At 38.3% G+C, this 22821-nt stretch carries 19 protein-coding genes and 2 tRNA genes; 11 read left to right on the top strand and 10 right to left on the bottom strand.

The annotated features are described in order from the left end of the window. Window positions 1–380 precede the first annotated feature (380 nt). The 9 genes from NCWK1_RS01870 (at window position 381) to NCWK1_RS01825 (ending at window position 9037) form a co-directional block, all read left to right on the top strand. Window positions 381–1301 (top strand): lipid kinase, encoded by a 921-nt coding sequence (locus NCWK1_RS01870; RefSeq protein WP_103123507.1) that lies wholly within the window; start codon window positions 381–383, stop codon window positions 1299–1301. Between the two features lie 128 nt (window positions 1302–1429). Further along, window positions 1430–2035, top strand: coding sequence for an exopolysaccharide biosynthesis protein (locus NCWK1_RS01865; RefSeq protein ID WP_187308024.1), 606 nt, complete (start codon window positions 1430–1432; stop codon window positions 2033–2035). Between the two features lie 529 nt (window positions 2036–2564). Next, window positions 2565–5231, top strand: coding sequence for a bifunctional aconitate hydratase 2/2-methylisocitrate dehydratase (gene acnB / locus NCWK1_RS01860; RefSeq protein WP_103123506.1), 2667 nt, complete (start codon window positions 2565–2567; stop codon window positions 5229–5231). A 74-nt stretch (window positions 5232–5305) separates the two neighbouring features. Beyond that, window positions 5306–6160 (top strand): glycine zipper 2TM domain-containing protein, encoded by an 855-nt coding sequence (locus tag NCWK1_RS01855; RefSeq protein WP_103123505.1) that lies wholly within the window; start codon window positions 5306–5308, stop codon window positions 6158–6160. 184 nt (window positions 6161–6344) lie between these two features. Then, complete coding sequence (locus NCWK1_RS01850; protein ID WP_103123504.1) at window positions 6345–6566, top strand: type II toxin-antitoxin system HicB family antitoxin; 222 nt, start codon at window positions 6345–6347, stop codon at window positions 6564–6566. Beyond that, window positions 6556–6768, top strand: coding sequence for a type II toxin-antitoxin system HicA family toxin (locus NCWK1_RS01845; RefSeq protein WP_103123503.1), 213 nt, complete (start codon window positions 6556–6558; stop codon window positions 6766–6768). The genes NCWK1_RS01850 and NCWK1_RS01845 overlap by 11 nt, the downstream gene beginning before the upstream one ends. 164 nt (window positions 6769–6932) lie before the next feature. Next, entirely contained in the window at window positions 6933–7352 is a 420-nt protein-coding gene (locus tag NCWK1_RS01835) for an endonuclease domain-containing protein (RefSeq protein ID WP_103123501.1), read from the top strand. A 467-nt stretch (window positions 7353–7819) separates the two neighbouring features. After that, window positions 7820–8080, top strand: a complete 261-nt coding sequence (locus NCWK1_RS01830; protein WP_096581876.1) for a hypothetical protein — start codon at window positions 7820–7822, stop codon at window positions 8078–8080. 153 nt (window positions 8081–8233) lie between these two features. Continuing rightward, the gene (locus NCWK1_RS01825) at window positions 8234–9037 is read left to right on the top strand and encodes an isopentenyl phosphate kinase (RefSeq protein WP_103123500.1); all 804 of its coding nucleotides are present in this window, start codon (window positions 8234–8236) and stop codon (window positions 9035–9037) included. Between the two features lie 5 nt (window positions 9038–9042). Here the strand turns inward: NCWK1_RS01825 and NCWK1_RS01820 are convergent, their stop codons facing one another. From NCWK1_RS01820 to NCWK1_RS01800, 5 genes are all read right to left on the bottom strand, one after another. Next, window positions 9043–10566 (bottom strand): slipin family protein, encoded by a 1524-nt coding sequence (locus tag NCWK1_RS01820; RefSeq protein WP_103123499.1) that lies wholly within the window; start codon window positions 10564–10566, stop codon window positions 9043–9045. A gap of 402 nt (window positions 10567–10968) precedes the next feature. After that, window positions 10969–11541 carry a Rid family hydrolase gene (locus NCWK1_RS01815; protein ID WP_096581882.1) on the bottom strand — a complete coding sequence of 191 codons (573 nt, stop codon included), beginning with the start codon at window positions 11539–11541 and terminating at the stop codon, window positions 10969–10971. Window positions 11542–12505: 964 nt separating this feature from the next. Next, on the bottom strand, window positions 12506–13546 hold the full coding sequence (locus tag NCWK1_RS01810) for a reverse transcriptase family protein (protein WP_103123498.1): 1041 nt from the start codon (window positions 13544–13546) through the stop codon (window positions 12506–12508). A 332-nt stretch (window positions 13547–13878) separates the two neighbouring features. Continuing rightward, window positions 13879–13953, bottom strand: a tRNA-Asn gene (locus tag NCWK1_RS01805). Between the two features lie 2 nt (window positions 13954–13955). Then, a tRNA-Gly gene (locus NCWK1_RS01800) sits at window positions 13956–14025 on the bottom strand. A gap of 356 nt (window positions 14026–14381) precedes the next feature. Here NCWK1_RS01800 and NCWK1_RS01795 point away from each other — a divergent pair. Further along, window positions 14382–15326, top strand: a complete 945-nt coding sequence (locus tag NCWK1_RS01795; RefSeq protein ID WP_245894800.1) for a hypothetical protein — start codon at window positions 14382–14384, stop codon at window positions 15324–15326. A 94-nt stretch (window positions 15327–15420) separates the two neighbouring features. On the opposite strand, the gene NCWK1_RS01790 is transcribed toward NCWK1_RS01795, so the two are convergent. The 5 genes from NCWK1_RS01790 to NCWK1_RS01770 all read right to left on the bottom strand — a co-directional run bounded on the left by NCWK1_RS01790 (window position 15421) and on the right by NCWK1_RS01770 (window position 21568). Further along, a complete protein-coding gene (locus tag NCWK1_RS01790) occupies window positions 15421–17136 on the bottom strand; it encodes a hypothetical protein (RefSeq protein WP_103123497.1) in 1716 nt (571 codons plus the stop codon). Window positions 17137–17214: 78 nt separating this feature from the next. After that, window positions 17215–19110, bottom strand: coding sequence for an ABC transporter permease subunit (locus tag NCWK1_RS01785; protein ID WP_103123496.1), 1896 nt, complete (start codon window positions 19108–19110; stop codon window positions 17215–17217). A gap of 34 nt (window positions 19111–19144) precedes the next feature. Further along, window positions 19145–20095: an ABC transporter ATP-binding protein gene (locus tag NCWK1_RS01780; protein ID WP_103123495.1), complete on the bottom strand. Its 951-nt coding sequence runs from the start codon at window positions 20093–20095 to the stop codon at window positions 19145–19147. 243 nt (window positions 20096–20338) lie between these two features. Then, complete coding sequence (locus NCWK1_RS01775) at window positions 20339–21205, bottom strand: mechanosensitive ion channel family protein (RefSeq protein ID WP_103123494.1); 867 nt, start codon at window positions 21203–21205, stop codon at window positions 20339–20341. Window positions 21206–21343: 138 nt separating this feature from the next. After that, complete coding sequence (locus NCWK1_RS01770; protein ID WP_103123493.1) at window positions 21344–21568, bottom strand: hypothetical protein; 225 nt, start codon at window positions 21566–21568, stop codon at window positions 21344–21346. Between the two features lie 101 nt (window positions 21569–21669). On the opposite strand from NCWK1_RS01770, the gene leuB reads away from it, so the two are divergent. Further along, a complete protein-coding gene (gene leuB, locus NCWK1_RS01765; protein ID WP_103123492.1) occupies window positions 21670–22755 on the top strand; it encodes a 3-isopropylmalate dehydrogenase in 1086 nt (361 codons plus the stop codon). Window positions 22756–22821: the final 66 nt, after the last annotated feature.

Here is a 22821-nt window from a genome sequence, read left to right as displayed (position 1 = left end):
ATTAAAACTTCGTAAATATAACTAAAATTTATTCTGAGTTAATGAAATTTTTCCATAAACATCTACACTAAATCCAGAACATAATTATTGGTGAAAAATCTGTTTGGATTACTTAAATTATTTGTGTAGGAAGGAAACAGGCAAAAGTAAAGAATTCAGGTAGCAATATACTGACTGTTGAAAACATCAACTATGATTCCTATCAGCCCAAAATATTGCCATTAATATTCATTTTATTACATTGTCATCAATATATTTAATATACAATAAAGGTCGAGTTAGACAAAATCAATCAAAAAGTTACAAATATAACATTAAACTCATCAAGTAAAACTTATCAAAGCTAACACAATTTTTCTTAGCTAAATTAACCAAATTATATGGAAGAAGATAATTGGACACAAACACAGCAAAGGTCACTACCAGTAAATTCCCGTGCATTGCTGTTAGTTAATCGTCATGCCCGCCAAGGGGAGAAGCGATTAATAGAAGCAACTTATTATCTGGAGAAACTTGGATTTAAATTAACAGAAGAATCTACAGAAAATCCCAAACATCTTTCAGACATTATTCGCCGTTACCAACATAAAGTTGATTTAGTAATTGTCGGTGGTGGTGATGGGACGTTGAACGCAGCAGTAGATGGCTTAGTTGAAACTCAATTACCTTTAGGAATTTTACCTTTAGGAACGGCAAATGATTTAGCCAGAACTTTAGCAATTCCTAATTCCTTAGCAGAAGCTTGCCAAATTATTGCCTACGGGGAATTACGTCGCGTTGATTTAGGCTGGGTAAACGGTAAGCACTTTTTTAATGTTGCTAGTATGGGACTGAGTGTCAAAATTACTCAAAAACTTACTAAAGAAATGAAACGTCGTTGGGGAATATTTGCTTATATTGCGACTGCGTTACAAGTGATTTGGGAGTCTCGCCCTTTTAGTGCCGAAATAAAAATGAAGGATCAATCATTTCGTGTCAAAACTGTGCAAATTGCTGTAGGTAATGGTCGTTATTATGGTGGTGGGATGGCAGTGGTTCACGATGCCACTATTGATGATCAAAGATTAGATCTCTACAGTTTGGAGATAGAACACTGGTGGCAAATCATACCTTTGCTACCCGCCATGCGTCAAGGCAGACATATTCGTTGGCGTAGTGTCCGAGCGCTTCAAGGACAAAAATTTGAAATTTCCACTCGTAAACCACGCCCAATTAATACTGATGGGGAAATCACGACTTATACTCCGGCAACATTTCAAGTTATACCCAAAGCCATAACTGTTTTAGTCCCGCCAATTTAGAAAATTGGGAATAGCATTTCTGAGTTCTCTACTGCCCTAATTTTCATTTGGGTGCATTAGTCTCCATATTCACCTTGATATACTGAATAAAGCTGGGTCTTGTGGCAATTCACTCTAACTCACGCCAAATGGATCTGAGATTTTCTCAAGAAATTAAATCCTTGCTGCAACGCTTATCTAATCATCACTTAACTTTAGGTGATATTTTGACAGAGACTGCGGAACGAGGTTTCAGCCTAGTAATAGCTTTATTAGTTTTGCCTTTTTTGTTTCCTATGCCTCCTGGATTGGCTGGGCCTTTTGGTGCTGCCTGTTTGCTGGTTTCTGTACAGATGATTTTTGGCAGGCGATCGCCTTGGCTACCTAAACAAATCGCTAGGTATAAATTTCCGCGCCCGTTTGCCCAACTTCTCTTAAAAAATCTGCAACATCTCACCAAAATAGTCGAAAAAATTACTCGCCCTCGCTTAAAAAAAATAGCAAAAAACCCTATAACTTGGCGGCTCAATGGGCTATGTATCTCTTGGTTAACAATATTATTAATGTTACCAATTCCTTTCACCAATCCGATTCCCACTGTAGGGATTTTATTATTAGCAGTTGCCACAATTGAAGCAGATGGTTTGCTGATTTGTATTGGTTATATTATCACTGCTGTCATTACTTCATTCTTTGCCTTTATAGGCTATGCCGTATGGTTAGCACCTGGGTTACTACCAGCTATTTTTAAATAATGAGTTGCTGAATTATCGAGAAAAAAGCCCTCAGTCATTTGCTGAAGGCTATCACTTAATAAGGGTGCATCTACTACTATTTGTGTTTACATATAAAACTGACTATATCCGGAAGAATTATAAGCAGTGATGAGGATTTATATAAATTATAAAAACTATTGCCAATATTTATAACTAAATATAACTGTAGGAATCTGGTGGGAAAACTTCGGAGCCAGAGGCTGATTAAATTAGGTTTAGCTACTTAATTTAGCATTATTTTTACTGAAAAAGCATTTTTATTGGCGATTGAATTTACATAAGAGACTGTGGGAAAATAATTAATTACACAACAATAGCGATCGCAGCAATTAAAATATCTTTAGTTGGAATTGGTAGTGAAAACTATACTTTAAGTATAAAACAGAAATAATGATAAGCAATTACCAGTAAGGCTTTCAGCCATAAAATAAAGTAAACTTTTATAGCTAAGTCTTATCTAAAAATATTTCATAATTAAGGGAAGAACATCCCAACGGAGAATACAAAAATGCTAGAGTCATATCGTCAACACGTTGCAGAAAGAGCAGCATTAGGAATTCCCCCCTTACCGTTGGATGCGAAGCAAACCTCAGAATTATGTGAATTACTGAAGAATCCGCCCAAGGGTGAAGAACAAACATTATTACATTTATTGCGCGATCGCGTACCTCCTGGAGTTGACCCCGCAGCTTATGTGAAAGCTGGGTTTCTTACCGCCATTGCGAAAAAGGAAGTGAAAAGTTCAATAATTTCCCCTATTGAAGCTGTGGAATTGTTGGGAACAATGATTGGCGGCTATAACGTACAATCTTTAATTGAATTGCTGCAATTTGCCACCACATCTGTCTCCGACTCTTCCGAAACACCTTTGGTAATGGGAGGAGAAGGTAAAGAACCAATTGCTGGCTATGCCGCCGCCGCCCTCAGCAAAACCTTGCTGGTGTATGATGCCTTTCATGATGTTTTGGAGTTAGCTAAAACTAATCCTTATGCCAAGCAAGTAATTAACTCATGGGCTGAGGCGGAATGGTTTACTGCGCGTCCCAAACTACCAGAATTTATCACTGTCACAGTATTTAAAGTCCCTGGCGAAACCAACACCGACGACTTATCACCAGCTACCCACGCCACAACTCGCCCAGATATTCCCCTCCACGCTTTGGCGATGTTAGAAACCCGCCAACCGGGAAGCTTGGAAACCATTGCGGAGTTAAAAAAAATCGGACATCCCGTGGCTTATGTTGGCGATGTAGTAGGAACAGGTTCTTCCCGCAAGTCTGCTATTAACTCCGTGTTGTGGCACATGGGACAAGATATTCCCTTCGTGCCAAACAAACGTGCTGGCGGATACATTTTAGGTGGGGCGATCGCGCCTATCTTCTTTAATACAGCCGAAGATGCTGGTGCTTTGCCAATTCAATGCGATGTCACCAAGCTAGAAACTGGCATGGTAATTACCATCTATCCTTACAAAGGCACCATTACCAACGAAGCTGGCGAAGTAATTTCCACCTTCACCCTCAAACCCGACACCATCCTCGATGAAGTCCGCGCTGGTGGACGCATCCCCTTATTAATTGGGCGTACCCTCACCGACAAAACTCGCCAAGCACTAGGTTTAGAACCCAGCACCTTATTTATCCGTCCCCAACAACCAGCCGACACAGGTAAAGGTTACACCCTCGCCCAAAAAATGGTCGGTAAAGCTTGCGGTTTACCCGGTGTCCGTCCTGGTACATCTTGTGAACCCATCATGACTACCGTTGGTTCTCAAGATACTACAGGGCCAATGACCCGCGACGAGTTAAAAGAACTTGCTTGTCTCGGCTTCAGTGCAGACTTAGTAATGCAGAGTTTCTGTCACACTGCTGCATATCCCAAACCCGTAGACATCAAAACTCACCACGACCTCCCCAACTTCTTTGCACAACGTGGCGGTGTTGCCTTGCGTCCTGGCGATGGTATCATCCACTCTTGGCTAAACCGGATGCTGTTACCCGACACCGTAGGCACAGGCGGCGACTCTCACACTCGCTTCCCCTTAGGTATTTCCTTCCCGGCTGGTTCTGGGTTAGTAGCCTTTGCGGGTGCGTTGGGTGTCATGCCTTTGGATATGCCAGAGTCAGTTTTAGTACGCTTCAAAGGTGAATTGCAACCCGGTATCACCTTACGGGATATCGTCAACGCCATTCCCTACGTCGCCATGCAAAAAGGCTTGCTGACAGTAGAGAAGCAGAACAAGAAAAACGTCTTCTCTGGCAAAATTTTAGAAATGGAAGGCTTGCCAGATTTAAAAGTAGAACAAGCCTTTGAACTTACCGATGCTTCCGCCGAACGTTCTTGTGCAGGTTGCACAATTAAGCTGAGTGTCGAGACAGTTTCAGAATATCTGCGTTCTAATATCGCACTGTTAAAGAACATGGTAGCCAGAGGCTATCACGATGAGCGTACCATCATGCGCCGCGTCGCCAAAATGGAAGAATGGTTAGCCAACCCCGTGTTACTAGAAGCCGATGCAGATGCAGAGTATGCAGAAATAATTGAAATTGATTTGAACGAAATCAAAGAACCAATTGTCGCTGCTCCTAATGACCCTGATAATGTTAAGTTATTATCGGAAGTTGCTAATGATCCAGTACAAGAAGTATTTGTTGGTTCTTGTATGACAAACATTGGTCATTATCGAGCAACTGCGAAAGTTTTAGAAGGTGCAGGAGAAGTCAAAACTCGCCTGTGGATAGCACCACCAACCCGCATGGATGAACACCAGTTAAAAGAAGAAGGTGTATACAGCGTTTTTGGTGCGGCTGGCGGAAGAACAGAAATGCCAGGATGCAGTTTGTGTATGGGAAATCAGGCGCGAGTTGCTGATGGCACAACTGTATTTTCTACCTCTACCCGTAACTTTAATAACCGCATGGGTAAAGATGCCAGAGTTTATCTAGGTTCAGCAGAATTAGCCGCAGTTTGCGCGTTGTTAGGACGTATTCCCACAGTTCAGGAATATCTTGATATTGTGGCGAATAAGATTCATCCTTTTGCTGATAATTTGTATCAGTATTTGAACTTTGATCAAATTGCTGGTTTTGAGGATGAAGGGCGCGTGATTCCGTTGGAACAGATGCCTAAGCTTGAGGATATTTTAGGTATGCCGGCTAGTTCTTTGAGTAGATAGTTAAAGTAGGGTGGGCAATGCCCACTCTGATAACATTAGCTTAAACTTAATATCAATAAAAAAAATATTTTTCTATGCTTGAAAAACAAAGTAATGAAAAAGATGCAGTAAGATATTGGATTTCTATTGGCAGTGAAATCACTGGTGCTGCAATAGGCGGAAGTATGGGATTTTTAACAGCAGGGCCAGTAGGAGGTGCTTTAGCAGGAGCATTAGGAGTAGTGATTTCTAAAGGTTTAGGAAAATTGCTGTCTGACTTTGCAGACAGAAGTTTATCTAAAAAAGAAAAAGACAGAATAGGGACTACTGTTTACTTTGCATTAGAGAAAATAGAAATATATCTTAATTGTGGACGTGTACCAAGAAGTGATGGATTTTTTGAAGCAAATGATCACAAAAGACCATATTCAGAAGAAATACTTGAAGGAGTTTTACTAAAGAGTAGAGATGAACATGAAGAGAAAAAATTAAAAATACTAGGTAATATATTTGCTAACATAGCTTTTTCAGAAATTTCTTTAACAGAAAGCAACTATATATTAAAAATTACGGATATTTTAACATATAGTCAAATATGTATATTAGCATTAATTAATCAAGAAAAAACATTAGATGTAAAAGATTATTTTTACTATGGATGGCTTGAAAAAAATCCAATTAAAAATGGTTTTTCTGACGAAAAACAATGTTTTTTACAACAGCTATATGAAATGTATAATTTAGGATTACTTGAATGGACAAAACAGGATAGAAGAAAACCAAATGAGCAAAAGAAACTTTTTCTAGATGCATTAGGCAAAAGATATTGTAAATTAGCTAATTTAGAAGAAGTTTCTCAAGAAGATATAGAATATGTTAAAAAGAAAATCTTTCATATTAATTTTGCTCCCTTGTGTCGGATTGTTTTTGAAATTTCTGAAAATGGATGACTATAAAACTAATAAATTATACTTACTCATATTACGTGCTGATTAACCAGCTAAAGAGATGAAAATTTTAACTCGAAGCATTCCAGCAGGCTAATAATTATATCTGCAATTACATTAAGTTTACTCCTTCAATTCCCCAGTGAGATCGCGCTAAATTATTGATAAAACCTGTAAGGTAAAGTTCATGAAGTCCCTACAAGACTACACCACAGTTATCCGTCCCGATGACAATGGTACATTTGTTGCTTATGTACCAGCAATTACTGGTTGTCACGCCTGGGGACAAACACCAGATGAGGCACGCACTGAACTTATATATGTGTTTGAAATGATTCAAGAAGAGTACAAAGAACAAGGTCGTTCTCTACCTGAAAATGTCGAACTGGTGATTGCAAATGCCAGCTAAAGCTAGTGAATTAGAAAGGGTTGCCAAAAAGCTGGGATTTGAAAAAGTTCGCCAAAAGGGTAGTCATGCTCGTTGGAAACATCCAGATGGACGAGCAACTACCATTCCAATTCATGGCAATACTGAAATTGGTAGTTGGTTATTTCATGAAATTCTTAAACAGTTGGGTATTACAGAAGAAGATTTTAACCTGCTTCGGTAATTAAGGCGATTGCACCTTCCCATATTCCACATCAACCTAACCCCCCAGCCCCCTTCCCTTGTAGGGAAGGGATAGAAATCATGCTCCCCTCTCCGACGCGGAGAGGGGTTGGGGGAGAGGTCAGCCATAATGTATGAATCAACACAAGCATCTACGATTTATACATGAATAATCCAACACCACCGCACAGATCACCACGTCAAGAAGATAGAACTCATAACATAGTCATCGGACAAACAATCAACCCTGCTAAAATGCAACGTGCTAAAGAACTTCGTCGCCAAATGACACCAGAAGAAAAAATTCTTTGGCAACATCTTCGTGGTAATCGTCTTAATGGATTACACTTTCGTCGTCAGCAAATCATTGATGGTTTTATTGCAGATTTCTACTGTCACGCAGCTAGATTAGTGATAGAAGTAGATGGCAAAATTCATGAACAACAAGCTGAATATGATGCAGAACGTGACAAAGTTTTGTTAGCTAGAGGATTGCGTTTGTTAAGGATTAAAAATGAGGAAGTGAAACAGGAACTTGATCGGATTTTAATGCGGATTTCTCAAGCTTGTTTTGAAGAGACCTAACCCCCTAACCCCCTTCCCTCCTAGGGAAGGGGGAACAGTTATGCTGTTTTTTCTGTGTGGAAGATTCGGGCGATCGCACTCAATTATTGATAAAATCTACAAACTTGGTCTTGTGTGTATCCTTTCGCATCCTCTTAGATAAGCACATATTGGTCAGTATATACTTTCCTACAAACATAGAAAAAAGCTATCGAGTTGATTGCATAAACCGTATTGTGCTTGATGGCTGGTAGTTAGGCTGATTTTAATTCTGCATCTGCAATTCCATAAACTTTCCAATTTAATCTGGGAATTTTAAATCGATTTTGATGTATCCTAGATTTTCTTAGGTAATTTTTTCAACACCCAAGTTCATAAAACTTTTTTGCGGATTTTGCTCAAGGTTCTTGAAGAAGTTCTTGAACTCTCTAAGAATCTACCTTTTGTTGCTTATTACTTTGTCACACTTTAAGGCTTAACAAATCATCATGGATATACGACTCATCAAAAAATCCGAAAAATTAATCCTGAAAAAAATAAAACAGATAGAAGAAGAAAATCTTTCAATAGATGATTTTGAGAGCCAAGAAGCTACAGTTGAGGAAAAACAAGCAATCAATGTAGTAGAAAATAGAGAGGATGACTATATTCCATTGCGAGATAATCCTGTAGTTTTATCTATCGCCAATTCTGGATGGCAGGTTTCGGAAATCCTCCGAGATATCAGAGTAGATACTTTCTATGATTGATAAATTATTAGCTGAAAACCGATAGATTCACATACCCGATTTCTAACAGAATTCGGGTATGTTCTTGAATAAGAGCAGGCAAAGACTCGCTTATTTATTTTAAATGCTTTGTGATAAGCTTTTTGCTAGTTATCACAATATCTTGATATCGCAATGCTAGAGCTAGTATTAATCAAGCTGGGGGGTTCCTTAATTACTGATAAGAACCAACCATACACTGCTCGACTAGAAACTATGCAGCAACTAGTTGAGGAAATTAGTCTAGTACGCCAGCAAAATCCTAGTTTAAAAATGATTATTGGCAATGGGGCTGGTTCTTTTGGTCATCAGTCAGCACATAAATATAATACTATTAATGGTGTTATCTGTGATGCTGAAAAACTAGGATTTTGTCTAGTCCACCAAGATGTTTTAGATTTAAATGTATTACTAGCTAAGTATTTTTTACAAGCAGGTTTGCCAGTAGTTAGTTTACCACCTCTAACTATGGCAATCACTCACAATAAAAAACTAATTAAAGCTGACTTCTCTGTGATCGAAAATTGTTTACAATCTGGCTTAATGCCTTTAGTTTTTGGGGATGTGGTTTTCGACAAAGCTATTGGTGGGACTATTCTTTCTACTGATACATTGTTAGCAGAATTAGCTAAATACTTTCATAGTCAAGGTAACTACCAAGTACGACTCATCAACGCAGGTAATTATCCTGGTGTGTACGACCAAAATAGGCAAGTAATACCTCATATTACACCAGCAAACTATTCTCAAATCAAAGCTGTTATAGGCAAAAGCGCATCGGTAGATGTGACTGGTGGTATGAACCAGAAAGTAGAAGAGTTTTTAGCTATTTCTAGTTTAGGAATCGATTGTTGGATAATTGACGGCAATATTTCGGGAAATTTAGTCAAGGCTGTTTTGGGACAGCCGACTTTGGGGACGGTAATTCGTGCATCGTAATTTTATTACCGATTAATCCGAATCAACTCTGTCAAAATATTATCTAAGCTACCATTAACTTGAATTTTTTCAATCTTCTCGGCAATTCGTTCTAGTACTTCCAGTTCTTTTAACCGCAATGCGACAGGATTATCCTCCATAACTCTGGCAGTATTTAACATACTGCGAGTTGCAGCGGTTTCTTCACGACGACGAACTACGTTGGCTTGGGCTGCTTTTTCCGCTTCTACTACTTTGCTCAAAATAGTTTTAATTTCACCGGGAAGGATAATATCTTTTACCCCAACCGAATCAACTTCAATTCCATAGTCGGCGGTTTTTTGGCGAATATATTCAAAAATACTGTTATCGATTGCGCCTTTATCCTCTAGCAACGCATCTAGAGTTCTTTCTCCGACTGCGCCACGCAAAGCAAATTGTAGCTCTTTGTATAAGTAGCCAACAATATCTACTAACCCATTTTTGGCTCTCAAAGGGTCAATGATGCGATACCCAGCAGTTAAATTTAAGCGTAACGGTACTTTGTCTTTAGACAGGATATCTTGACCAGATACTTCTAACGTTTGCTGACGCAGATCAAAAACTTGTGTTTGCAAAGAACGCCCGAATAGCCACCAGACGTGCATTCCTGGTTGCAGTTGTGTTTGAAATTCTTGATTGATGTAGAGTAGCCCAAGGTACTGTGCTGGAACTTCGCAGATATGCAAACAATTGCGGCTTAAAGCGAGAGTTTCTGGTAAGCCTGAAACTAACTCAGCAATTAAACGTGGTGGTAATGTTGCATCAGTGTTGATGTCAATCACTTCTACTTCTACACCCCGCCAAAATAGTTTGCGACTACATGGCTTGAGGATAGCAATGACTTTACCTTGATAGCGAGCGATCGCTACTTGTTGATTTTGTAACTGCACTATCTCACAATAAGCCGCAACAAACTCAGGATGTCGTTCAATCAGCACCTCTTCTAAGGGAAAATCAGGATTCGGCACAATTCGGCTAAGAGTCCGCACTGTCACATCTCTATCAATAGCCCAAAAAGCATACTCACCAGATTCTAGCGGCTGTACAAAGTTGTTCTGCACATACAACAAACCAATCTCATACTCAGAAATTTGGAATTTTTTAATTCCATTCAAGGCAATTCCCCGTAATTGTTGCACAAACTCACCAGGTAATGCCAAACTTTCAGTCACGTTAAAAAGATGAGTTTCTACTTCAATAAAACCACGCCAAAAAGCTCGGAGTTGATTTGGGGGAACGCTAACCCAATTTTGCCCCCAGCGGACTAAAGCAGCTTGATTGAATCCAGTTCTCACTACTACAAGATATTCCTGTAACTCTGAACTGTGATTTCGCAGCAATAGTTCCAAGTTTTCAATCTTAGCTTCTGGTTGGTTGAGGTCGTAGGTTGTGACTTGCCAATGCTTGCCAAAATAAGTGTAAGTACCAGGCTGCAAAATTTTCTTAAAATCACTGCGGTGATACAAGATACCAATTTCGTTAGGTTTGATATAGAACGTTTTCCACATAGTAATTCTCATAGATAACTTAGGCTGTTTTAGCCTAGAAAGAAGATTTGATAAAAACATTTATCAGTTTTGCTTGAAGAATTTACCTGGATGTTTTTTGGCAAGTAGGTAAAACTTGATGTATCACAAATTGCCTGACATACCCTGTAATTGAGCTAATAAGTTTTTAACATCTGTAATATATATAATACATTGTAACTTCAGACTCTGCAAATGTGGGAATTTATGTACTACTCATCTGTACTACAAAGAGAGTTAGCGATCGCTCTACAGCATAACCAGAAGTCCAGCCAAGAGAGGAAACACAAAAATTAAGGTGCGTTAGGCTTTAAGCCGTAACACACCATGAATCTACACCCTCATACCTTAGATCAGTTGTAGCAAACGAAAACTATCTGGAAATTAATACCAGCCATTATTCGATGATTCTGGAATCACCGCATAAGCATCAATTTCAAACAACATACCGTCCAGAGCCAATCTCGGAACAGGAATCAATGTGTTTGCGGGTGGTGTGTTACCCCATAAATTACCAATTTCGCGCCCTAATGGAATCAATTTCTCTTGAGTGTGATTGACTATCAGAACAGTTGTTTTGACTACATCTTTAGGTCTTGCACCAGCAGCATTTAAGGCAAACCGCAGATTCTGAAAAGCTCGTACTAACTGCGCTTCATAGTCATTGGAAACAAGATTACCTTGTAAATCTGAACCAAATTGGCCAGAAATATATACAGTTCTTGTTCTTGGAGGTGTAATCGCTATATGACTATAGCCATTTTGAGGGGCATTATATAAAGTTGGCGGATTCAGCAAAGTTACATCTCTATTTGCATTACCCTGAGCAATTACTTCCTTTTGTGTTCCTGCAACTAAAGCGGTACCTAATCCACTACCTCCTAGCCACAAAAGAGCATTTCGCCGTGAGAATTTTGTCACTATTGAATTGACCGCACTGGTGATCCGTTGATTCATTGAAGCTCCGTAGATATGATTTCTCAATTTTTGACTAGGCTCAAATTCTATTATGTATTTAATAGGCCTTAAAAATCACCACAAATCCCACTAATTGAGTGCAATTACGTAACGAATATACTAACTTTAAAGTATCTTTAATATTTCAATAATTGGTCTAAAAAATTTATAGTTTTTTGAAAAAAATAGCTAATTTTACAAAATTTTTGCTGTTATCGTTTTTCTTGGTACACAAATCATTTCAGCATCAAATCGGGTTGCTGTAATTTTATGATGATTAATTTGATCATCAGGTTATATCTACAGCTATTGCGAAAATACAACATATCTAATTTTAAACTCTGCAAATGTCAATGTTAACAGTTTAGTTGCGGGCAAAAATCTCTCCAAAACTGGATTAAAAGTGCTACTACTTTCTTGAAGCTCCCCAAGGGTAATCTCAAAAAATACGGCAGCCCTTAGATATGCCGTTCAGTTTGTCAGTTCCAGAAAACTGGATGTGACTAACGAAGGGACATACTCAAAATTAAGGAGGAAACAATTGCACTAGCTTCCTTGCTGTTACTAACGAAGATTATGAGTAATCAACGCTAGTAGAACACTAACACCGCAGAGTTTACTAACCAAAATAGATTTTTTCTTTCTTGGTTTTTCCCGATTCTGTGAGTGCGAAATAGCCTTGTCCCTAACAAGGTGCCTTTATCCAAGGCGAGGTTTTGTGTGAGAAAGTCCAGGATTTTTACCTGTTATCAATCGGCGATACACCGATCGCTCACTTAATGAGCTAACTTTCTCATGACTAGTTACATATCAAGCGGAGGTATACGTTCAAGCCAATGGTTGGCGTACCAGTTGAGCATCCAGAACCCAAACTTAAGCTTTGCATCATGTATTCCTAATCGATACTCAATTTAACTCAAGCAGATATCCAGAAACAGACGGTAATTACTTAAGGCAACAGTTCTCAATTTTTCTTACCATATTTTTTCTGAATACGCTGAATTTGTTGTTGGAACTCAGCACCTTTTTCGGGGTTTACCATTGCGACAAAATTGGCGAATCCGGTGATTGAGGCGACAAGATTAGATGATTTACCCCAATATTTACCTTCTAACCCTTCATTTTCTATTTGATGTAGAGTTGCACGGAAGCTTTTTAATTTTTTCCGAGAAATATTAATTTTTTGATTAACGATAATACCCGTCACTTTTTGCTGTTGAGAGTTTCGCAGAATGCGGGTTTTGTCTGGGTTGATGGCAAATCCTTCATCAGAGATAATTGATTGAGCTTGTTTAATGAAACTGCTGGTATGTTTAATTTGCTCACCTGATGCTGAAAATGTTAAATCATCAACATAACGGGTGTAGGTAAAACCAAATTGTGTGGCGATCGCACTTAAGCGCTCATCTAAACTCCGACAAATAATGTTTGTAATTGCAGGGCTGGCTGGGGAACCTTGGGGAAGATGACGTTGTTTAAGTTCAACAAAGTTTATCTCACCGTCTACGTTGCGTTCTTCAACTACAGGCGCAGTACACAATAGCCCAAAGATTGTAGCAACGTATGAAGAATAACCGAAAGATTGAAATAATCCTTTAACCCGCGGATATGTAATAGCCGAGAAAAAATCTTGTAAATCAATGTTAATAATGACTTCCGCGCCAATATGAGGGGTAGCATTAGTAATGATGGAGCGATCGCCACAAAAACCATGTGCTGCATTATGAATGGCAATTTTTTGTAAGATATTATGCAAAATCCAGTATTGAGCGCGTTTTAAGTCGGGCAATGGTGCAGAAATAATTCGCGTTCCTGCAATTTTTTTCGCAGTTTTGAAATGAATGTAATGTGAAATATGGGAAGTTTGAGAATTAAATGCTAAAAAATGAAGTCGAGCAATACTAATTTCTATAGATGCTGCAATCTGTTCGGCATTATTATATACATCTAAATTGTATTTTTTTAACTGTTCAATATTGTTTTGATTATGATTTTGAAAATTCATTTTAAAACTCTGCAAATGTAGGTGTTTACAGTTCAGTTGCGGGCAAATGTATCTCCAAAACTGGATTAAGATTGTTGCTACTTTCTTGAAACTACCCAAAGATAATCTCAAAAAAGACAGCAACGCTCAAATATGCCGTTCGGTTTGCTCATTGCAGAACACTGGAGATAAACGAAGGACATACTCAAGTTGAAAAGAAAACATTTGCACAGGCTCCTTAACTGTGACTACCAACACCACCATGTGATATTAGTAGTCAACCTACAATGCAGAGTTTTACTAAATTTCAATTGGCTACCGTGACAGGGTAGTGTCTTTTAACCCGGACAGGGTGGGAGAAAGTACAGGAATCGAACCTGCAACACATCGATTAACAGTCGATTGCTCTACCAGTGAGCTAACTTTCGGGTCTTTGATGTAGGAGTCGAACCTACGACCAGCCGAGGGCTTCGGATGCTCTACCACTGAGCTAATCAAGCGACGGAGTAACAACCTATTGCTCTACGGTATACGCACAATCTAGAGGTTGGCGCACCAGTCGGGTATAGAGAACCCGAACCATAGTTGAGCCGATGTATTATTACCTTGTAACTTAATGTAGCACAAGGAAATTGAAAGTCAACTTATTGCTGGCAGTAGTGCGATCGCACCATCATAAGACTTTAGTTAGAAGAAAACAGGATTCTCACTGGATATAAATATTATTTTTGACTGAATCCAGACAGATTTAACTGATATCTACAGCTAATGATAGAGTGCATTCAGATTTTCAATATTTAGCATCAAAGTAGTTACAAATATTAATTCATTCACTGAAAGCTGTATTTTAAATATTATGCCTGTTAACTGCTTGACACAGCTAAATAAGAATAATGATTCTGATGCAGATCAGCATACTCAACAATCAATAAAAGTAGAATTTGCTCTAGTATTAGATCAAATTAAAAATTGTGTTTGGCTAATTGGAATTCCCTCATGGTTATTTGCCATAACTGATAGAAGCTTTGCTATTTTTTATGATGGAAATTTATCACCAATAGACATATTACAGCTATTAATGACTTGCTTATTTTTTGTCAGTTGGCTTTATTTAAAACCAGAAGAAAGTTTAAATAGCAATGATGTAGAGCCTAATGAATATGCAGAATACCTCAGTCGCTCTCAAGCTCACAAGTTCAGGCTGAAGAAGCGACACATGATTAGCCAAGATTATGTTTTACCTTTTCCTTATTATTGCCAAATTTATCACTTGCTAAACTTAAAACACTTAGAAACAGTGCATAAATTTAGCCTTAATAGTTTAAAAATTTTGAGTATCAGTCAATTCCAACCAACTAATATTGGTGGAGTGATCAAATTTACTACTATGTTGCAACCAAATATTAATCTGTTAAGATTTTGGCGGCAACCAATTGTCGAGGTAGATTTAATTTTACATACTCCCTATACTATTGAACTGAGTATTCCGGCATATAATGACAAACGAATAGTTGTGATATTTCATGCTTTTCCTTTAAGTGAGAGAGAACATCAATTATTTATAGATATATATAGTGATTTAGAATGGCCTAAGCCAATCTTGCAATTTATTTTGCATTGTGCTGCTTGTTTGACACTGTTTGAAGATTTGCCATATTTACAAGCTTTAGCAGAAAAAAATGTTGAACGTTTATTTAATGTGAATTTAGCTTCTAAACACGAAACCATGTTACTGTTTAAACGGTTTATAGAACTATATGGTACTCGACAAAAAAGCATCCAGTTACCAGAATCGACATAGTATTTATAAATCATGCGTGAACAAACAGATACCCGACTTCTTTAAGAAGTCGGGTATCTAAAACTAGCAATTTTGAAAATTCACAACAGCTACTTTAAATAGCAGACTCAGTTCCTGTCAACAATGCTTTAGTTGCAGACTCTCCTGCTTTTTTCAACTTACGCGTTAGTTGAGATACCAAAAGTCCTGTGAGCGCAAAATGTCCTAAAATTGCCAGGAAATAAGAAAATGTTAATCCGTCGCTTGTTGGCGGAGATAAAGCAATGACTGGCGCAGCAATGGAAAATAGCCAAACTACAGCATAGTTGTCAGGTTTAGAGAAAAATATTCCTAAGAAAATAGGTGGGAGTATAATTACAGACATTAACACCCCTGTTGCCCACAATTGACGCTGTTCATTTTTTATGAATAGAATTAATTGGGTTAAAACTGCATAAATGATAGCTAAACTGCCAGCAAAAAGCAGCGCTAGGCAAGCATTAGTTTTATTTTCGATATTTGCTTGCGAGATTAAAACAAAGCAACTTAAGGCACTAACAGACATTATCACATTAATAGCGATCGCTAAAATTCCCGGACTTTTTTCACCCCAGATTAAATCATTAATTAAACTATTTTTCCCTAAACCTTTGGCATGAGAAACATGTTTATATCTTGCCCAATCTTGCAGTGTGAGACGACCAGGACTGATGGCTGCAATTAAATATAAAAACAGCCCTAAATTCAAGACCATTAAAAGGCCAATATTTTCTTGAAGTGCATAACTTCTAGATGAGCTATTAAATATTAAATCTTGCCAATCAGCACATCCTAAAATGATGACTGTAAAGCAAACTGTGAGCAAATAACTCTGCTTTTTGGTCAACATAGTTGCATTAGGATCACGAAAACAACGCTGTAAAGATTGCCAAATGAAGTACGCACCTACAAGATAAACTGCTATAGCAAAGCAAGCTGTAGTAATGAAACTTTCTCCTATAGGCAGAACAAACCAATGAAAGTCGGTAAATTGGGGAATATTTTTGGTTAATTCAGAATTAATCTCAGGATATGGAATTAAGAAACATGGGTTAATTAGCCCAAAAAAGCTTACTGGATTATTAGCAGAAAAATTAGATGCTATGGTTTGCTTGCTAAATATGAGATAACCTAATAATGCCCCACTACCTAACCAAGCTTGAAAACTGCCTAACCAAGAACCAACTAAGCCAAATAATAATGCAGCGCTGTAGTAGACAAAACTAGCAGCTATGACTACTGCATAAAAACTGATAATTTCTATTAAAGGAATTTTCGCATTCAACCCTGACCATAAATGTAAAGGTAAGGCTAACACTACAAAAACATAAAGTAAGGCTGGAACACCTAAGATTTTCCCCCATAAAATACTTTTTGGTGATTGGGGACTAAGGCGAATAAAATTGAGCGTATCACGTCTTTCTTCTGTAGCTAAATCATTAATCAGGAGATAGCTCCCTGCTGCTAATAATCCAAAGTTAACAATAATACTCAGCCAACTGAAAATATCAAACGACCATAATTGCCAATTAATTATAACTTGACCTAACCCATCAGTTAGGCATTCTGCATAGTCGTATTTTGTGATACCTGTACAATATTTATTGGGACTACCTTGTAATACACTCAGGCGCGTAGGTAACTGGACTTGAAATGACATGAATAATATAAATTGTCCCAGAAAAGATATGGCAGATGCTAATACAATATTGCGTGGTTTCAGTCGCCCTTTAATTTCCCGAAACAACTGCGGATTCCAATTTCCTAAGCGACCTATCAAATCTTCTATCATTACTATATTCTCCCAAACAATACTGAATAAATAGCTAAAAAAGAACTAGTTGAATATCTAGTTCTTCTTTTTGATAAATTAGCGTCCTGCTAACAGTGCTTTTGTTGCAGATTCTCCAGCTAACTTCACCTGATTTGTCAAATGTAAATTTAACAACGCTAAAACAGTAAATTCAGCTAGAAGTGACATAAAAACAGTGACTGTTGCTGAGTGTTCTAGTCCTACCCAAGGAAAATTAGAAAATAACCAAAAGACAGAATTTGCTTCAGGTGTAATGTTCAACAGCCCAAAAATTATTGGTGGCACAAACATCACTGTACCTGTAGTTGCGATCGCAAATAAAGTCCGCCGTGGAGTTTTGAGTAATAACATTCTCTGCGCTATGGTTGCATAAACCATAGCTAGAGTAATAAACATAGCTATTCCTAAGATAGCTTTCATTCTGCCAATTTTGTTCACCCAGTCAATGGCATTGTTATCGTGAGTATTCAAAGCTGGTGCAAGTACAATCCACACTAGTAATGGGATAGTAATTATTATCAAACTAAACCCAATTGAAACTATTGCAGGACTTTTATCATGCCAAACTAAATCTTGCCATATAGTATTGTGGCTCATTGTTTGTTGATGACGATATCTTGCCCAATCTTGTATTTGGTGTCTATGAGGAGACAAGATTGCTAACAAACAAGTTAGTAAAACTAAGTTAAATAATACAATCCAGAAGAAATTTTGACCGATTTGATAATTCAAATCGTAGTAACAGTTCACTGGTTTATATTCTCGGTAAGAGGGACAGTAATTCTTGGTATATTGCAGAGTAAAACCCCAAAAAATTACTTGAGAGCAAGCTACTAGTAAGTAACTTTGTCTTTTACTTAGCAAGGTAGCATTAGGATTGCGAAACCTCCGTCCGAGTGCTTGCCAAATCCAATAGCAGCTAACACCATAATTAAATAGATGTAATCCTATAAATGTCAAAACATTTTTTCCTAACGGTATATAGAAAAATTGAGTCTCTGATAAAAGTGATGAATTACCTCTATTAAATAGATTTGGAAACAGATATTTCGTCATATCAAAAGGACTTAATAATCTCAGCCATGCTGCTGTGTTGTGCAGGTTTTCGGTATTAAATGCAAATTGCATTGTAGTTAGCAAAAACATGATTACTGCACCACTAGCTAACCAAGGTTGAAAGCTGCTAAATCGATTACTCATCAAGCCAAATAATAATGTGGCACTGTAAAAAAAGAAGCAACTAGTAGCTAACACTATATAAAAGCTGAAAATATAACTTGTGGCAATTTTGGCAGAAATTCCTGACCAGATGTGTAGGGGAATTGCCACTAAAATCATCAAATAAATGACAATTGGTACTCCTAGTATTTTGCCAGTTAAAATGCTAGTTTCTGACTGGGGACTGAGGCGGAGAAAATTCAGCGTACCACGGCGTTCTTCTTGTGCTAAATTATTGACTATTAAATATGTACCTGCAACTAAAAGTGTATAAATAAAGACGACACAGAGTGTGAGAAATATGAATTCCCAGTGGTCGCGCCACCACCCTTGAAAGTTAATTTCTGAAATAGGACATGGTTGCTGGTATAAATTATATTCTACTTGTTTTTTTTGTACTTCTAAAGATTTTAATTGCTCTTTAAACTCCTGAAGTTTTGTAAAATCGTAGTTTTTCTTACTATTATAAAAGTTGATTTGTTTTTGAGCTTGATCTATGAGTTTATAAAATGATTCAGATTGCTTTTGATAAACCTTACTCAGATTACAATACGATCCATTCATAGGATACTTATTATTAGGATATTGACCAAAATGATAAATAAGTAGGCCTATTTGACCAATTAGGGAGATAGCGAAGGCAAATATCAAGTTAAAAGGTTTGAGACGACCTTTAATTTCCCTGAGAAGCTGAGGATTCCAGTTGCCGATTTTATCTAGTAGATTCAGATACATAGTAGAAGTGATGATGATTTTGAGGAATAATATGTCAGGATGCTTGTTTATGACCAAGCTTGAGAAAAATGGTTTCTAAGTCTTCTTGAGTGCAATGAAAATCAGTAATGGGAATACCAGCTTGAATCAGCGATCGCAGTAATTCTGCACAAGCTGCTTGATCACCAGAAAAATTTACTCTAATGTTGTGATTTCCCGGTAAGATCTCCCACTCTTCTACCAAAGGATGATTTTTCAATTCACTAATTACAGCGTCTATTTTTCCCAATGTTGATAACATAATCTGTTGGCGTGAAAGGCGCTGATAAAGTTGTTTGAGTGAAGAGCTTTCTACTAAAAAACCTAGTTCCATAATTCCTACCGAAGTACACAGTTCCGCTAAGTCGCTGAGAACGTGGGAAGAAATTAATATTGTCATCCCTGCTTCTTGCAAGGCTTTGATAATTTCGCGGAACTGCATCCTGGCGATGGGGTCAAGTCCAGATACAGGTTCATCTAGGAGTAATAAAATTGGTTCATGAATGATAGTGCGTGCTAAACTTAGCCGCTGCTTCATTCCCCGCGACAGTGTAGAAATTAAACTGTTGCGTTTATTACCTAATTGGATAAGTTCTAAAACTTCATGGAGACGTTGAGTGCGCCGTGGTTCGCGTAAACGATACAACCGCGCAAAGTAATCTAAGTAATCCCAGACTGTTAAATCTTCATACAGCGGATAGTCATCGGGTAAGTAGCCAAGACGACGCTTGATAGTGGGGTTACTCTTATCCCGTACCATGCGATCGCCATTAATATAAATCTCACCCGTTGTTGGCTCTTCAGCCGTTGCTAACATCCGGATGAGAGTTGTTTTACCCGCGCCATTCGGCCCTATCAGTCCGTATACTTCACCCGCTTGGATTTCTAAATCAACATCATTGACGGCTATATACCGTTCAAATTGCTTAGTGAGTCCACAGGTGCGAATTGCTAATTCTTTTACCATAGCTGCTAGAGTACGGCGGTTAATTACACACTAACCTAGCCTCTCTCTAGCATTGTTGTCAGGCTCGTTTCCGAAATTGAAACTGAGTTAATGTCCAATTAACCTTCAGTGTTTAAATATACAGCTAATAACATTTTAGGCTTTTAAAAAAGTAGGTAAAGCAAATAACTTACCTACTTGTTCACAAATATTCTATTTTTTGAAAGAGTTTGACAAATTAAATTTGATATGGATAGGGCAAACTTAACTCATCATAGATGCAGATGAAATCGCAGAGTTTCCATCATTTGGTGTACCATTTGTGGATTGACTGCTAAAGGCATAACGTTGTTCGGGTATGGGATAACCAGCTTCACCAAAGGCTTCCCGGATGGCTTTATTAGTGTCAAAATAAACTTGCCAGTAGTGTTCGTTATTGCAGTAGGGGCGTACTGCTAAGACTGGCCCGGCTAAATTAAAGGTGATAATTTCAACATCTGGTGCAGGGTTGTTGATCACGTTAGGAATTTCGCTGATTTTCGCTTTTAAACGAGCGATCGCATCATTATGATTCACATCATGATGCAGTTGAGCCAGCAAATCAACCCGACGGTAGGGATTAGCGGAAAAATTTTGGATATTATCAGAAAAAATCTTATTATTGGCGACAATTGTTAAGACATTATCTGGTGTGGTGATATTAGTGGTAAACAGTCCAATTTCTGTAACTGTGCCTGTGACACCTGCGGCTGTGATAAAGTCCCCAACTTTAAAGGGACTAAACACAATTAAAAAAGCCCCAGCCGCGAAGTTAGCCAACAATCCACCCCAAGCTGCACCAATGGCTATACCTGCGGCGGCTAACAATGCGGCAAAAGAAGTGGTTTCAATGCCGAAAAAGCCGAGAATTGCCACAACTAAAACAATTCTTAAAGTTACGGCAATGATATTCAGCAGGTAGTTAACTAGAGTTGGATCAACGTGTTGACTGCGGAAACCACGTCTGATCAACTTGAGCGCAAAATCAATCAATTTCTGTGCGACAATCCACAGAGCGATCGCACCTAGGATTTTCAAGCCAAACCCTGTTAAAAGTGCAACGGCAACTTGGCCAATTTGATTAAAATTCATACCCTTTTTTATTTCTTGCTACTTTTATCAAAAACATTACAAGAAACTGAGTAAAAAATCTTGATGAACAGTTTTTTTTTAATCTTTGGGTAAATACTAAAAACTGTCACTTTATTAAACTTAGTCAAAATTAGTTTATTATTCGCCCTCCTCCTGTGTTTTTCGATGCTCTCCAATTCTGCCAAAGATGTCATCGATTGTTGGATTTCCTAAAATTTGATCTCTATTTTTTGTGTAATCTCTACTACCTTTTTCAAATTGCTGCATAAATTCTGCCATTCCGGCAGGGCTAAGAGCTTTTGTCAAGGCTTCTATTCTTAACCTTGTAATTTCAGCTTGAGTGAGCTTAGTCACATTTAGCATTTATTACCGCTAATACTCACTGCAAAAATTAAAGCTTCCATAGGTACATCTTGCTCGGTATGATATTTAATCTGCAAGCATTTACCTAATAGAAACTAGCTATGACTCAAAACTACCGCATTACCTTACTTCCCGGCGATGGCATTGGCCCTGAAATTATGGCAGTGGCGGTAGATGTGCTGAAAGTCGTAGGGACAAAATTTGATATTGAGTTTGCCTTTCAAGAAGCTTTGATTGGTGGTGCAGCCATTGACGCAACGGGCGAACCTTTGCCTACTGCAACCTTAGATACTTGCCGTAACAGTGATGCTGTTTTACTCGCCGCTATTGGTGGTTATAAGTGGGATAATCTACCATCTCACCAACGCCCGGAAGCTGGTTTGTTGGGACTACGGGCAGGTTTGGGACTATTTGCCAACTTACGTCCAGCCCAAATTTTGCCCCAGTTAATTGACGCTTCGACTTTGAAACGGGAAGTTGTCGAAGGCGTAGATATCATGGTGGTGCGGGAACTCACTGGGGGAATTTACTTTGGTAAACCCAAAGGAATTTTTGAAACTGAGACTGGTGAGAAACGCGGTGTAAATACAATGGTTTACAGCGAATCAGAAATTGAACGCATCGGTAGAGTTGCCTTTGAAACTGCCAGAAAAAGAAGCGGTAAACTCTGTTCGGTGGATAAAGCCAACGTATTAGAAGTATCGCAGTTGTGGCGCGATCGCATCACGAAACTGTCTGCCGAATATCCTGATGTGGAACTGTCTCACCTCTACGTCGATAATGCCGCCATGCAATTAGTCCGCGCTCCCAAACAATTCGATACGATTGTCACAGGTAACTTATTTGGCGATATTCTCTCTGATGCTGCGGCGATGTTGACTGGCAGTATTGGGATGTTACCTTCGGCTAGTTTGGGTGCTTCTGGCCCTGGCGTATATGAACCAGTCCACGGTTCTGCGCCTGATATTGCAGGACAAGATAAAGCCAATCCTCTAGCACAGGTTTTGAGTGCGGCGATGATGTTACGTTACGGGTTAAATCAGCCACAAGCAGCAGATAGCATAGAAAAAGCTGTATTGCAAGTTTTAGAACAAGGCGATCGCACAGGCGATATCATGTCACCAGGAATGAATCTTTTGGGTTGCCAAGCAATGGGTAAGTCGCTCATTCAAGCATTAGAGAAATAATTCTTTGAAGAGAAACTCGCCAAATTGGCAATCTTTACAAGAAGTTTCGGGTACACTATAGACAAA

Source organism: Nostoc cycadae WK-1, assembly GCF_002897135.1.
Lineage (GTDB): Bacteria > Cyanobacteriota > Cyanobacteriia > Cyanobacteriales > Nostocaceae > Nostoc_B.
Note: the sequence above shows the minus strand (reverse complement) of the source record. Positions and strands in the feature narration are given on the sequence as shown.